Annotated in this window: 5 protein-coding genes; 2 read left to right on the top strand and 3 right to left on the bottom strand. The window is 59.3% G+C overall.

Annotated elements, in window-relative coordinates; genetic code table 11:
* Positions 1-47 precede the first annotated feature (47 nt).
* Positions 48-920, top strand: coding sequence for a fumarylacetoacetate hydrolase family protein (locus CA85_RS16400; RefSeq protein WP_146392442.1), 873 nt, complete (start codon positions 48-50; stop codon positions 918-920).
* A 15-nt stretch (positions 921-935) separates the two neighbouring features.
* Positions 936-2,042 (top strand): helix-turn-helix transcriptional regulator, encoded by a 1,107-nt coding sequence (locus tag CA85_RS16395; RefSeq protein ID WP_146392440.1) that lies wholly within the window; start codon positions 936-938, stop codon positions 2,040-2,042.
* A 506-nt stretch (positions 2,043-2,548) separates the two neighbouring features.
* Here the strand turns inward: CA85_RS16395 and CA85_RS16390 are convergent.
* From CA85_RS16390 to CA85_RS16380, 3 genes are read right to left on the bottom strand one after another with little or no spacing between them, the layout of a single operon-like run.
* A complete protein-coding gene (locus CA85_RS16390; RefSeq protein WP_246112869.1) occupies positions 2,549-7,840 on the bottom strand; it encodes a non-ribosomal peptide synthetase in 5,292 nt (1,763 codons plus the stop codon).
* Complete coding sequence (locus CA85_RS16385) at positions 7,816-9,573, bottom strand: NAD(P)-binding domain-containing protein (RefSeq protein WP_146392438.1); 1,758 nt, start codon at positions 9,571-9,573, stop codon at positions 7,816-7,818. The genes CA85_RS16390 and CA85_RS16385 overlap by 25 nt, the downstream gene beginning before the upstream one ends.
* Entirely contained in the window at positions 9,570-14,969 is a 5,400-nt protein-coding gene (locus CA85_RS16380; RefSeq protein ID WP_146392436.1) for a non-ribosomal peptide synthetase, read from the bottom strand. Before CA85_RS16380 ends, CA85_RS16385 begins: the two co-directional genes overlap by 4 nt.
* Between the last annotated feature and the right edge of the window lie 196 nt (positions 14,970-15,165).

Raw genomic sequence — 15,165 nt, 5'->3', positions numbered from 1 at the left:
GGTCGCGCCGAACCACCTTTGAATTCCCTACGCGAAGCAGCAACGCCATGCACATTGCCAAGTTCTCGGACGCATCGGGGGGGCCGCGCGTCGCCATCGTGGAAGGCGCGCAGCTGGTCCCGCTCCAGTTGACGCCGGAGCTAGCCACTCTCGCGGACATTCTCGCCGCGGACCGTCCCGTGGCAGCAGCTGAGTCGTTGGCGCGTGACGAACCGATCGCCATTGATGCTCAGACCGCATGGTTGCCGCCGATTGACCAGCAAGAGGTCTGGGCAGCCGGGGTGACGTATCGACGCAGCCAAACGGCGCGGATGGAAGAGTCCGCTGCGGCGGCATCTTGCTACGATCGAGTCTACCAAGCCGACCGGCCCGAGCTGTTCTTCAAAGCCACACCGAGCCGTGTCAGTGGGCACGGCCAACCACTACGAATCCGCTACGACGCGACCTGGAACGTCCCGGAGCCCGAAATCACACTGGTGCTCTCGCCAGCCTTGCGGATCGTCGGATTGACGATCGGCAACGACATGAGTTCGCGAGACATCGAAGGCGAAAATCCGTTGTACTTGCCGCAGGCGAAGTGTTACGACCAATGCGCGGGGCTCGGGCCATGGATTCGCCTCTACGACGAATTGCCACCGGTTGAAGCAATCACGGTCGATCTAAAAATCCGCCGTGGTGACTCCGTTGTTTTCGAGCAATCCACCAGCGCGGCCGAGATGGCCAGGCAATTTGACGATCTCGTCGGATGGCTGGGCCGCGACAACACTTTCGCAAACGGCGCGTTCTTGATGACAGGAACTGGGATCGTGCCGGGCAACGACTTCACCCTGCAGCCCGCTGATATCGTCGAGATCACGATCGCTGACATCGGCACTCTGTCCAACCCCATTGTGCAACCCACTTCCCCCACCGCTCCTTGATTGGATGGAACCGACGTGGCACGTAACGAACAGCTCATTCGTCAGCACAAGTTGCTACAGCTTCTCGAGGAATCCCGCTTCGGTCGAACGGTCAATGAACTGAAGGCCGACCTGGTCGCTGACCTGGGGCTGACGACGCTTCACGGCCGCACGGTGCGGCGGGACATGGAGGCGCTCCAAGCAGCGGGATACGACATCCAGAACGAGATGGTCGAACGTGGCAAGGTGTACAAACTCGGACGCAATCACACCGCGGTCCACGAAATCGCCTTCTCGGCAACCGAACTGATCGCGCTTTCAATCGGCCGTGATCTGCTCACACCGCTGATGGGGACACAGTATTGGCAGGGCATCGAAACGTTCTGGAACAAGGTCCAAGAAGCGATTCCAGAGGGAGTCTACGAGCACTATCAACGGTATCGCAAGGTACTCTATGTGTCGGGAACGCCGTCGAAAACCTATGCTGCCCATTCAGGGATGCTCAAGACGATCACCCGCAGTATTCTGGAACATCGGGTCGTCGAAATTGAGTACAAATCCGTTGGCCGGCCGGCTACCCGGCGCCGGATTGAGCCCTACGCCCTCGCCGTTCATCAGAGCAGCATCTACGTCGTGGCCGCGGCACCGGAAGTGACCGACGCGACCGAGCGACTGCGAAACTGGAAGCTCGATCGTTTCCAGCATGCCCAGGTCACCGACGACTATTTCAAGCCCGATTCCAAGGTCGACCTCGCCAAGTTCCTGAGCAAGAGCATCGGTATTTTCTCGGGGGAAACCTCGACGCAGGTCCAGATTCGGCTCGGGGCTCGATCCGCCTCCTATCTCAAAGAGGACCCCTGGCATCCCGACCAATTGCTGGAGCCAATCAGTGACGACGCAAGCTCGCCGGAGGCTCAGGATTCCGATTCGCAGACGAGTGATGAAATAGCGCCCGCCACCGATTTTCTGCTCACAGTCCCTGCATCACACCCACGTGAATTGCTACCCAAGGTGCTCGCCCTGGGAGCAGACGCCGAAGTCCTCTCACCGCCCGAATATCGCGACGCGGTCGCAGCGGCCGTCGCAGTTTTGGCCGCGCGATACAGTGAGCCCCAGGGCAAAGACGAAGCAACGCCGGAGTAATGAATGTCGTCTATGACGAGGCAACGAGCTGTTGATTCCGGTTCATCCGACGGAAGCGTTCTTGAGCCCCAACGGGGCGGCTGTATGAAAGCCCAGGGCATCGCCCTGGGGTCGGATAATCGGATAGCGAAATGTTTCGTTAGCCCCAACGGGGCGGCCCTCATGTTCGCCGCAATCCTGCGGTTCGGATGGCATGTGCAAATAGAGCCGCCCCGTTGGGGCTAACGCGAGGTGGTGGCGTCTGAAACCCCAGGCGTTGCCTGGGGCTTTCATAGAACTGCCCCGTTGGGGCGTTGTCATGAGCTATCTTCAGCAATCGATAGAATGCTGCACTTGTGGGTAACCAACAGCTCGTCGCCTCGTCCACTACTAAAACCGACACTTATCATCGTGTGTTGCTAAGCAGGCGCGAGGAAGTCATTCAGACGTCTCCGGTGATGTTCCCTACGCTCATACCACCGGCTCATGCACCGGAAAAAAGGGCGCACGCTTTCTTTGCATCGAGTTCAGAGGGTACTGGCGGCGGCCGGTGAGAGTTCGCTCGCCACCATTAGTTCGTCGAGTTGCTCGGCGATCGACTCGGCGGCGGGTGACTGCAACATGTGAGCATGGTCGCCGGGGACTTCACGAACCAAGGTTTGCTCGGTGACCTCTCGCCAACCCAATAGCGGGTCGTCGAAGAGTCGGTTCGTTTTCCCTTGATCGGCGGGCCGGAACAGATGCACGTCGCCGGCGTAAGGCTCGGCGATGTACTCATGGACCGCCTTCACGTTGGCCTGGAAAACACCAAACACATGTGCCGCATCCGGAGCATCCTTGGTCGCGACGATATCGTGCAGCTCATCCGGTACGATCCCGGCCTGAGAAGCTCGATCGACAAAGAACTGCAATTGATCAGCAGGACTCTGCTGCCGGATCGCTTCGAGATCGAGGTTCATTGCACCGGGGAATAACGCCGTTAGCAGTGGCAGGAAATCCTCCTCGCGGAGTTGCTCCTCGGGCGACAGCAGTCCCGAGTCGAGCAGGGCGACGACACCAACCGGCGTACCTCGCGAGTGGAGTTGCCGAGCGACTTCAAAGGCAATGTTGCCGCCGAGTGACCAGCCTGCTAGATGCACTTGCCCCTGGGGATGAATCTCCCGAATCGTGCGCGCGTAGTGGGCCGCCATTTCAGCGAGGGTCTCATGGGGCGGTTGATTTCCATCGATACCATTGGCCTGCACCCCATAAACGGCTCGTCCCGCACTCAGCGACTGCGCCATTTCCAGATAACAGAAGACTGTTCCGCCGGCGGGATGGATACAGAACAGCGGCGATTGCGAATGGGAATCCCCGGGTTCCTGTGGCGGTGGCCCGTTCGCGCGGAGCGGCATCAACGTCGTCCCTAATGTCGCCAGCTCGTCTTGATCGATGATCGTTGACAGATGGTCGATCGTAGCGTTCTGGAACAAGGCTACCAACGGTAGCCGTTTGCCCAATAGTCGTTCGACTTCACTCGTCATGCGAACGGCGAGCATGGAGTGACCACCGAGTTGAAAAAAGTCGTCCTGGATCCCGATCGGACGGGTATCGAGGAGTTCTTCCCAGATGGCGACGAGCGTCTCCTGCGTGGGGGTAGTGGGGGCTTCGAAATGCCCCGCCCAAGCCGGGCGTCCAGCTGGTCGTGGCAGGGCGGCCCGATCGATTTTGCCGTTGATCGTTTGTGGCAATTCGTCGAGCACCACGAATGCGGACGGGATCATGTAGGCGGGCAAGCGTGCCGTCAACTCATCGCGGAGTCGCTGGGTGAGCTGGCGAGACGATTCCGTACCTGTCGGATCGTTTGCGAAGTCGGCGAAGTCGATGGGCCGATCATCGCTGGGCTGCGTCGATAAAGATCCACCCACCACGACATCAAATGCCGCGGGGTTGGCATCATTCCATGTCGCGATGGCAGTTGCCGAGTGAGCCAACGTCGTGTTGGGTTCGTGCATGCGATTCGACGCGGCGAACCCCGCGACGTGCTCCTTGAGATCGGCGACCGTGGCCGATGCGGGCAGTGACGCAATCGATTCAAAGAGATGGCAATCCTGGGCCACACGTTGATTGACGATATCAGTGAAACGGGTTGGTGCGGCTGCGTCTGCAATCGGCTGGGGCACGTCTTCCTGTGAATCGCATGGCACCAAATCTCGAGCCGTCACAACATCCTCGGTATCGGCGTGCAGCACGGTGTCGTAGCGAAAGCGGCCGAGTTCATTGGTTTCGGCAGCGCCTTTGAGCTGGACCGTGGCCGCGGTGATTCGTGGATGCAGCGCGTCTCGATGGGCGAACAGACGCGGATCGAGCAGCAACTCTTCTTCATGTTCCATTCGCGCATGAATCCGATGGCGCAGTTCACCGACGGCTAGTGAGTCGTCGGCGTGCAGCAGTTCGATGCCAGCGGCCATGGCGGGCTGTAGCCGCAGATTGCGTAGGTCGCCCAAGAAGATCTTGCCACCGGGGGCGAGATGGGCAATCGCTCCGTCGAGGACACGCAGCAGATAATCGATGCTCGGGAAGTACTGCACCACCGAATTGAGCACGATGCAGTCGAACATTTCGCCGTCGAGGTGGCCGAATTCATCCGCGTCGGCATGGTGCAGCGAGACCGTCTCATCCAATTCCGGGCGTCGGCCAAGTTCAGCACGAATATTATCGAGGGAAGGCTCGAGCAAGTCTGAGCCGACGTAGCGATCGCAATGTTCGGCGATCCTCAACAGCAGCAGGCCGGTTCCGCAGCCGATTTCGAGCACACGGCGCGGCTGCAAATCCAGGATCCGAGCCACGGTCGCATCGGTCCACTGCTTCATCTCGTCACTGGGGATCGGCGTGCCGGTATACGTGCTCACCCATCCCGTGATATTGAACGAGTTGTCGAGTACGGGTGGAGCGAGACGGTGGGTTTGCTCAAACAGGTTTCGCCAATGCGTCACATGATCGGCTTGCAGTTGGGATCCCTTGGCGTCTTTCGCCGCGTTGGGCTGCGGGACGACATAGGCGACGAGCTGTGTGTTCTCGCGGTCACGACGTTCGATGACGGCCGCTTGGCGGACTTCGCCGAGTGTTTCGAGAGTTGCTGCGATCTCGCCCGGTTCGACCCGGTATCCACGCAAGCTGACTTGATCGTCCGCTCGTCCGACGAATTCCACGACACCGCCGGGAAGCCATCGTCCCAGGTCGCCGGTGCGGTACATACGGGAATGCGGCCTTGTTTTCTCACCGAGAAATGGATTGGGCAGAAAAACGGCGGCGGTTTGTTCGGGTTGATTCAGGTAGCCGCGTCCGACTCCGCGGCCACCGATGTAGATCTCGCCGGTGGCACCAATGGGTAGCGGTTGCCGATGCTCGTCGAGAACATACATCAGCATGTTATGCATCGGGCCACCGATCGGCGGACGCTCGCCGGTCCACTCGCGGTGCAGCGGCATCATCGAGCAGCCTACGGAGACTTCGGTCGGACCGTATCCGTTGAACAGACGCCGGCCGCCCTCGGTCCAACGACGGGCGAGCTCACCACTGAGCTTGTCACCAGCGGACGCAACCGTCCGTAGGTAGGGGAGGTGCTCATGATCGAGCATCGCCAGTACCGCGGGTGCAAACTTCGCTACGCTGACGCGTTGATCGCGGAGCAGTTCGGCCAATGCATCGGGGACCAACAACGTCTCTTGGTCAACGACCACGCACGTGCCGCCACTACCGAGTGCGTAGAAGATCTCCGAAACGGCGCCATCGAACGATGGGGAAAAGCTGAAACTGAAGCGATCGTCCGCTGTTAGCCCCATCCGGTCGATCTGCGCACGAACAAAGTTGCTGATGCCGTCATGTTCGATCTCCACGCCCTTAGCGCGTCCGGTCGAGCCGGAAGTGAAGATCACGTAGGCTCGATCGCCCGGATCGATGTCGGGAAAGTGAGTGGGTACAGTCAGCTCGCCGCGCGTCGCAATCCACTCCTCGTCCACGACGGCCACCGCAGCGGTATCCGTGACGATGTGTTCGACTCGGGCCGACGGCAGGCCCGGATCGACTGGCACGAAAGAGCCTCCCGCTTTCAAAACACCCAAGATCGCAGCGATTAGGTCGACCGATCGCGGCAGACGAATGACGACTGCGGACTCACGCTGGACGCCCGCTTCGAGTAGTTGCCCGGCGAACCAATCGACACGCCGCATCAATTCGTCGTAGCTGATGCTCTGCGATCGATCGACCACAGCCGTTTTCTCAGGAAACTTTGCCGCTTGAGTGGCAACGAGTTCATGCAGCAAGTGCGGTCCGGGATAGCCCTTTTCGGTTGCATTGAATGCATGGACTACCTGGTCGTATTGGTCGCTCGAAAGAATCGGCAATCGATCGACTTGCGTTTCCGGAGAGCCGGTCGCTGCCTCGAGTAGCGTGCGAAAGGAGTCGATCAATCGCTCGATCGTCTCGCGGTCAAACAGAGTCGAACGATACTCGACATGACCGATCAGCCGGTGGGACTCCTCCCACAAAAAGAACGTCAAGTCGTACTTGGCCGTACCGTTATCGACGAGCATGGGTTCGACTTCCAACCTGCCCTTCTCACTGATGTCGCGCGGCAGATTCTGCATCACCAACGCCGATTGAAAGATTGGCGAGAAACTGCGATCGCGGGACGGTGCAAGTTCCTCAACGAGTCGCTCGAAAGGGACATCGGCGTGCTCGTGGGCCTCGACTGTTCGCTGATGGACCTGCCCGACGAGGTCCGCAAACGTGGGTTGATCATGCAAGCGAATGCGCAGGGCGAGCGTGTTGACGAAGAATCCGATTAGGGGCTCAATCTCCGGATGCGTCCGGCCGGCTGAGGCGGTCCCCAGCACGAGGTCATCGCTCTGCGAGTATCGCCCGAGCAGAACGGCCTCCGCCGCCATCAGAACCGCGAAAGGTGTCGTTTGCAAACGGGTCGCGAGTTCATTGATGGCGGTCGTTAATTCCCGTGAAAACTCGAACTCGACCGTCGCACCGATGAAGTCTTGGACTGCCGGCCGAGGTCGATCCGTGGGCAGGTCGAGGACCGCAGGCGCATCCTGGAGGTTGCGTCGCCAATAATCCATCTGCTCTTCGATACGCTCACTCGAGCTTCGTTCCTGCTGCCAGCGAGCGAAGTCTGCGTACTGGATCGCCAGCGGTGGCAGTGTCGCATTGCTCTCATCGCTAGCGGCATGGTCGCCTTGAGCGACTTCGTAAACGAGCGTGAGCTCACGTAGCATCACGATCATCGACCACCCGTCCGAGACGATGTGGTGCATGACAAACAGCACGACGTGTTCGTCATCGCTGATGCGATAGACGTTCACGCGTAGCAGAGGGCCGTGCTCGAGATCAAACGGCGTCCGACCGGCAACCCGCATGCGGCGTTTCAGGTCCGCCTCGACATGCTCGCCGTGCGAGACGTCATACCAAACGCAGTCGACACGCATCTGCTCGTGAATCGTTCGCTGGGGTTCTCCGTCGACGAGATGATAGGTCGAACGTAGCGATTCATGCCGGGCCACTAACTGATCGACCGCATGCTGCAGCGATTCCCGGTCGAGGGGACCGCGCAAGCGTGCTGCCAAAGGCATGTTATAGAATGGATCGTCCTTGGCAATTTGGTCCACAAACCACAGCCGGCGTTCCGCATCGGAGAGCTGTTCATCACAACCACGGGGCCGCGGCATGATCTTGGAACCTCGTGTCCCAGCCCGCTCCAGCAGCATCTGCTCAAGCAACGCCCGTTTCGCCGGGGTGAGTGAGGCTAGCCGTTTCTGGATGTCGGACATGAGGTTCCTGCTGAATGAGTAGCTGCGGGGATCGCTGGAGAAGGGGAGCTCATCGAAGGACACGAAGAGTCGTCTGGCATCTCAGCGAGCGAGGGTGATCCCACTGCCAGCTGCGCGTTGAGGAAACAGAGCAATTGATTTCGATGCGTGCGTTGATAGTCCGTCGGGTCTGCTTGACCGATAAAATCAATCGCGCGGATCAAGGGGCGTTCGCCGGGATGCTCGCCGACGCGCCAATCATTCTCGAGTGATTCGGAGATATGGTGTTCGGCAATCAACCGGCCGCGGCACATGCGGCGGATCCGAGGGTGCAGGTAGGCATCGTCGTACCCTTTGGCTGCATCGGGGACACGCTGCTTGTTGAAAATGTCACCCTCGAACTCACCGTATTCCATCGTGATGATGTAGTAGTGGGGATTCGATGCAAACGCGCTGTCCTGGATGTAGTCGACCGCCAGATTTTCGTGATACTTGGCTTGGCCGCTCTCGTCATCAACCACGAGACAATCGCCGAGGAAGCCAGGTTGGTGCATCAATCCGGCCGCCGAACTGACCTGCGCAGTGATCTTGTCGGCAATGTTCTCTGCCGTGGCAGCGAAGGTGTCTGCGGGCCAGGGTGCGTCCATGAACTGCTCAGCGATCACGTTGAATAACGAGGCAGTATTGAAACGGAACCCATGCAGAACGCTCGACATGGTCTTCTTCAAATCGCGGATCTGGGTGATGGTGCCGGCATAGAACACGCCCGGCAGATTGGTCGACTCCCACGAGCTCGTCATAGCCGGCAAGCGATCTTCGCAGCCCATCTCAGGGCGGCAGTCATCGGCGAAGAACGTGGGGTCCCAACGAAATCCCGTGCAGCACAGGACACGGTCGTAAGCCAGCAAGGCTCGTTGACCCTCTGCATGGGCAAACGTGATCTCAACGTGGTACTCACCGTCAACCTTTTGGATGGAGTCCACCGTTGCATCGAGAACCGAGTTCTGTCCTTTGAGAATATACGTGTCTAGAAAACTATTGTTGACCGCGCGAAGGTGACCGAAGAAATGCGTTTGCCACGCCATCTTGATCGGACTGGGACTGCACAGGTGGGTGACCCGCGTCGCGGCCGTCAGATGGTCTGCGGTTTCGAAGGCAGAGTTTCCCTTGCCCAGAATCAGCACACGTTGCCCGGCGTAGTCCTCTGGATCGAGCGACATCTCCATGTAGTTCTCGGTCAGCTCGATGCCAGGAATCTCGGGGATGTAGGGTTTCTGAACTCCGACAGCGACGATCAGGCAGCGGACGTGGTAGGTCGTCCCATGTGAATCACGAACAAGGTGCCCCTCTTCGCCATCGATCGCTTTTTCGACGGACTCCACACGAGTGTTGAACTGAATATCCAGATCAAAGCGTTCCGCAAAGTCGCGGGTGTAGCGGGCATAATCCTCCGTGCTCGGGAAATACTCTTTGGAGTATTTCGTAAACGCCATCTCATCGTCGTCGCATAACAGCGAGTTCCAATCGTAGCGGAGCTGGGAGGCTCGATCGGTGTATCCGGTGTGGATCTTGTTGATCGACAACAACTTGCCGTGCCTCGGGTACTTCTCGAGAAAAGTGCCGGGGCGATCATTGGCCTCGAGGATGAGATGATCGTAACCAGCCCGTTTGAGGAAGTATCCCAACTGCACACCGGCAGGCCCGGCGCCAATGACGAGGAAGTCGATGTCGCGTTCTTGACTCGTTTTAATCATGGTTTGTTGGTCTCTTCGAGAGCTCGCAGGACATCGTCGTCCGAAAGCGTGTCGAGCTGGCCGAGCAGGTCGCTGAGATCGTCCGCCTCGGTTTCAGCTTGATGGATGACAATCGCTTCGGCCAATGCGGCAATCGTGGGTCGTGAGTAAACTTCTCGCAGCGGTAGGTTGACATCGAATCGTTGTCGCAACCGAGCAAACAACTGAGCCGCCATCAACGAGTTCCCGCCAAGATCAAAAAAGTGATCATGCCGCCCAACGCTTTGGCGACCCAGGACTTCGCACCACATCTCGGCCAGCACACCTTCCAAAGGCGTCTGGGTGGATGCATCGTCTGGCTCCCCACGCGGCGGTGTATCTAACGGCAATGACGTGTAATCAGTTTTTCCTGCCGGAGTGCGTGGCAGGGTTTCTAACCAAGCGATCGTTGCAGGTATCATGTAGTCAGGCAGCATCCCAGTCAGTTGAGCCCGGACAGTTTCCACCGTTCCCGGTCCACTGAAAAATGCGACCATTCGGCTGCCACCAGGAACGTCGGCGTTACGCAGTACCACGGCGGCGCGATCGACGCCACGGCACTGCTGCAGCATGGATTCGATTTCATCGAGTTCGATGCGGAAACCACGCAGTTTGATCTGTCGATCGTTCCTGGCGAGAAACTCTAGGTCACCATTGGGTGTGCGGCGGACCTGGTCGCCGGTTTTATAGAATCGTTCGCCCTGATCGATGAAGAAACGTTCCTCGGTTTGCGTAGGATCACGCCAATAACCCTGCGCCACCCCCGCACCTCCGATGTGCAGTTCCCCCGCGACACCGGTCGGAGCGAGCAAACCATGACGATCGACGACGCGGCAGATCGTGTTCGCAATCGGGTGACCGATGCTGATTTTCTCAGCCGAATCGATGCGAGTGACCGTGGACCAAACCGTCGTCTCGGTAGGCCCGTACACGTTCCATAACTCACAGGATGTCGCTAACAGATCGCGGGCCAGATCGGCGAGCATGGGCTCGCCGCCGCAGAGCAGTCGTGTCCCGGGCGCGGGACGCCAATTCGCCGACAGCAGCATTCGAAATGCCGAGGGTGTGGACTGAATCACCGAGGGATGCGACTGCTCGATTGCCGCGATCACGGATTCTGGATCTTCACCAATTCGGTGCGCCGTCAGGCAGACATGACCGCCACACCATAGCGGGAGAAACATCTCGAGGAGTGAAATGTCGAAGGACATTGTCGTCACGGCGAACATGGAATCACTCGCCGAAAATCCGGGCTCGTCACCGAAGGATGTCAACAGATTGACAAGGTTGCTGTGGCTCACGGCAACCCCCTTGGGTTTCCCGGTCGATCCCGAGGTATACATCACGTACGCCAAATCGGTTGGATTGATCGAAGCGTCCAGAAAGGTCGGTTGAGGCGACGTATCGCAACGCTGCGTCCAAACATCCCATCGTTCTGGATCGACGACAATCTCCGCACCTGATTCGCGAAGGATCTGATCACGACGCCCGTCGGGAAGATCGAGGTCAATCGGCACGTAGGCCGCACCGGCTTTCCAGATGCCGATAATGGCGACAATGGCTTCGGCTCGTCGTGGCATCGCCAGAGCGACGAGTGGTGAGGGACGCACGCCTTCGTTGACCAAAGCCGCCGCGATTCGATCACTCTGTTCGTTGACCTCGCGATACGTCAGTCCCGTGTGATCGTCGCGGATGGCCAAGGCATCGGGCTGATGCTCGACGTGCTCACGCAGCCGATCCACCACGCTGGTTTGACTCCGGTTCTCAATCTTCTTGCCCTGCTGCGCAGATTCCAGGCTGGCTCGATCCGAGACCGACAGGATGCTCAATGACGAGATCGGCGATTGGCCCACATCGGGGGCAACGAGTTGCCGGAGCACTGTCTGCATCGAGCTGAGGATGCGATCACCGAGGTCGGGTGAAACGAGTTCGCCCAGGACGACGGTCATTTCCGTTGTTTCGCCTGGTTGAACGATCAATGAAACATCATATGCCGTGACCGCCGAGTAGTCGGGCTGGACGGACGTGACGCGGGCGGCTCCGAACCGAGTGACCGATGGCAGCGGCGGCTGATACAAAAACATTACTGGTGAGAGCGGCATCCGATCGGTATCTCGGGCACCACCGGTCACGGCGACCACGTCTTGAAAAGGCACATCAGCATGTTCGAGATCCGATAGCAATGCATCGCGTGTTTCCGACAGCAGGCTAGCGACGGTCTGCTCACCATCGACTTCAGCCCGGTACACGATGGGGTTCACGAAACAACCCACGACGTCTCGAAGCTGCGACGCTGGACGAGAGGATGTGGGAATCGTGATCCCGAAATCATCGCTCGCACCGTAGCGTGCTAGCACCCATTCAAGCGCGGTCAGATAGACCATCGACGGGGTGAGGTTGTGACTGATCGCCAGGTTGTCGATCTGGCGCATCAGATCGGGGCTGACGCATGTCGACGCCGGTATGCCGGAATCGGACGAATGTGCTACCGCCGCATCTCGATGGCGATTGCTGCACTGCGGCAGATTCAAGTCCGCGGGCATTCCCGCTAGCCGCTCGGCCCAGTAGTTCACTCGCTCCTGTATCTGGTCGCGCCGCTGCGGCGCGAAATCCCACGCGGCGTAGTCGACATAGCGTAGCTGCGCTGCCGCCGATCCCTCGTCGCACCCGGAATCGTCATCACGCTGCGGACGACGATCTGAATCGGGGGCAAACTCGCGCTGTAGATCTGCGAGCAGGATCTGCAGGCTGCTCGCATCACATACCAAGTGATGTAGGACGATATCAATCCGGCAGCCGCCCGCGGTTTGGTTCGTGACCGCCACCCGCATCAGCGGCGGCTGGCTGAGGTCGAAGGGCGCATTGAGAAACTCTCGCCGTTCTGATGAAAGCTCATTCTCGTCGGACGGATCGTTGAGGAAGGTTCGGATATCAACCTCCGCCACTTCATCGACCGATTGTGTGACGTCCGCCCCAATCTGTGTAAACCGAGCTCGCAGCATTGGATGGCGATCGAGCACCCGCCCACACGCCGACTGCAGTTGTTGCAGGGCTAGCGGACGGTCGAGTTGTATACTGATCGGTACGTGCACGAACGCATTGGTCTGTCCCAGCTGGTCGAGCAGCCAAAACCGTTGCTGCGCCGAGGAAAGCGGGTTTGTTTCGTTCCATTGGATGCCCGACGGCGCGATCGTGGGCGGAGCAGCGGTCCCAGCGCTGTGAGAGTCCACCAACGCCGAGAAGCCCTCCAGCGTGGGACTGCAGAACAGCGCTTTCATCGGAATCGCGACCGAATAGCACTCACCGACCTCGATGAGCATGTTGGCGACCAGAAGTGAACTGCCACCGAGATGGAAAAAGTCGTCGCCGCGACCGATGGCCTCGACGTCAAGGATACGAGACCAGATCTCCGCAATCTGAGTTTCCGTCGCCGTGGCTGGAGGCTCGATGTCCCGCGTCGTCGTCGCCCGCAGTGTTCCGGATTCCCAGCGAGCCAGTTCCACCAATTCGCCCTCGAGAAAGAGCTTCTTCGCGTCGGTCCGGCGCAGTTTGCCGCTGGAGGTTTTCGGCAACGACCCGCTGCGGACGAGCACGATCGACGCTGGTGTCACTTGAGCTTGCTCGGCAATCGCCGCAACGACCTCCGGCAGCAGTTCATCGGCTGGGAATTTCTTGGGCCGCCACAACTCTTGGATGACGACCATCTCTTCACTGTCGCCGATATCGACGCTCAACGCCGTTCCCGTGTCCGGTTTGAACGCTTCGCTGGTCGATTGCACGATCTGTTCAATGTCGTGCGGATAGAAATTGCGGCCCGCGACGATGATCAGTTCCTTCAGCCGTCCGGTAACGATCAATTCGCCATCGACTCGGGCAGCGAGGTCGCCGGTGCGCAAATAATCGGCCGTTGCATCGACGGCTCGCACGTCCGGATTCTCCGGCGCAGCGGCAAGGTTGGCATGGAACGTGTATTGACTCGCCTCGTCATCCTGCCAGTAGCCTGAGGCGACCGATCCACCGCGTACCCAGATCTCTCCGATTTCGCCATCGGGTAGTGCACGATGAGTTTGAGGGTCAACGATTTCGTAGTGCATTCCGGCGACTGGGGTCCCCGAACTCACTAACTCCAGCACCGGCCGCGACCGACCGTCGTCCGACGACTCCGCCCGTCGCGAGGAACCAGCGTCGCTCATCGTCCCGGTAACATCTTCGGACACCGTCGATTGGGGGCCCGGTGAGACCAGTTCAATCTTGCCGAGCTGGAGAGATTGGGCGTCGACATGAAAGGTCCGGTAGGGTTCGCCCAAACGAGATCCCGTTGCCATCACCGTCGTCTCGGCCATCCCGAAAGCGGGACAGAATGCCGTGGATTCAAAACCGTATCTCGCGAATTTCTCTTCAAATCGACGCAGCGTTGCGGCTCGAACCGGCTCTGCGCCAGCCACGGCCATCTTCCATGAGCTCAGATCGAGCCCCTCGCAATCGGCGTGATCTACCCGCCGCACGCAGAGTTCGTAACCGAAGTTCGGGGCCCCGTTACTCGAACCGCGGTAATGGTCGATGCAACGCAGCCACAGCAGCGGATTGCGAACGAAGTCAGCGGGCGAAATGATGACAGTCTCCACTCCCCGATAGATCGGCAACAGAATGCCTCCGATCAAACCCATGTCATGATAAGGTGGCACCCACTGCACACTGCGGGCCCCCTCGAAGTGAACATGCTCGACAATCGCCGCCAGATTGCTGAGCAGGGTCCGGTGTGTGAGCACCACGCCACGCGGGTTGCCCGTCGACCCGGATGTGTACTGCAGCAGGGCGATATCGTGGGGCTTGGGCAGCCGACCGTCCCAACCGTCGGCAGCAGCGGAGTCGATCTCATCGACGGCGATCGCCCCGTCGCTGGGCATCCGCCACATCGAACTGAGCGATTCTCCGATCGTGGATCGATCGCTCAGCATAATGTTCGCGTCGGCGTTCTCAATGATCGCCTTGAGTCGTGGCAGAGTATGCTGCAGTCGCAGCATCTGCGGCGGATAGATGGGAACCGCGATCGCCCGGGCGTATAAGCATCCGAAGAGCGAAGCGGCGTAGTCGGCCCCCGGATCGAGCACAACGAGAACGGGTTTTCCAACGCCACCTCGTCGCTGAATCTCTGCGGCAATCGTGCGGGCGCGGGCATCGAGCTGGGCAAAACTCAGCCGGTCGTGCTCACCCGGCTCTCCGGTAACATGCGTGAACGCCGGCGCAGCGGCCATCCGCCCGTGAGCATGATTGCGGCAGTAGTGAACGAGTGTCGACACCTCAGGGGAAGCTGAGCCGCACGGGGTCCAAATATCAGAAAATTGGGTTGCCGATTCGATTCCGGTTTCGTGATCCACGAGCCAATCGTTGTGTGAAATGAGGCGATTGAGCGCGACCAACCCCATTGATTGGCCGACGAGTCCGCAATTGCCTAAGCAACGCACGATCAATTTCTGTCGTAGTGGACGAGGCGACGAGTCCAAAGCCGCAGGACTCGTCGCCTCGTCCACTACTAAAACCGACACTTATTCATCGTGTGTTGCTAAGCATATT

The sequence above is a fragment of the Allorhodopirellula solitaria genome (genome assembly GCF_007859855.1).
Classification (GTDB): Bacteria; Planctomycetota; Planctomycetia; order Pirellulales; family Pirellulaceae; genus Rhodopirellula; species Rhodopirellula solitaria.
This window is presented reverse-complemented; position numbering and strand designations above follow the sequence as displayed.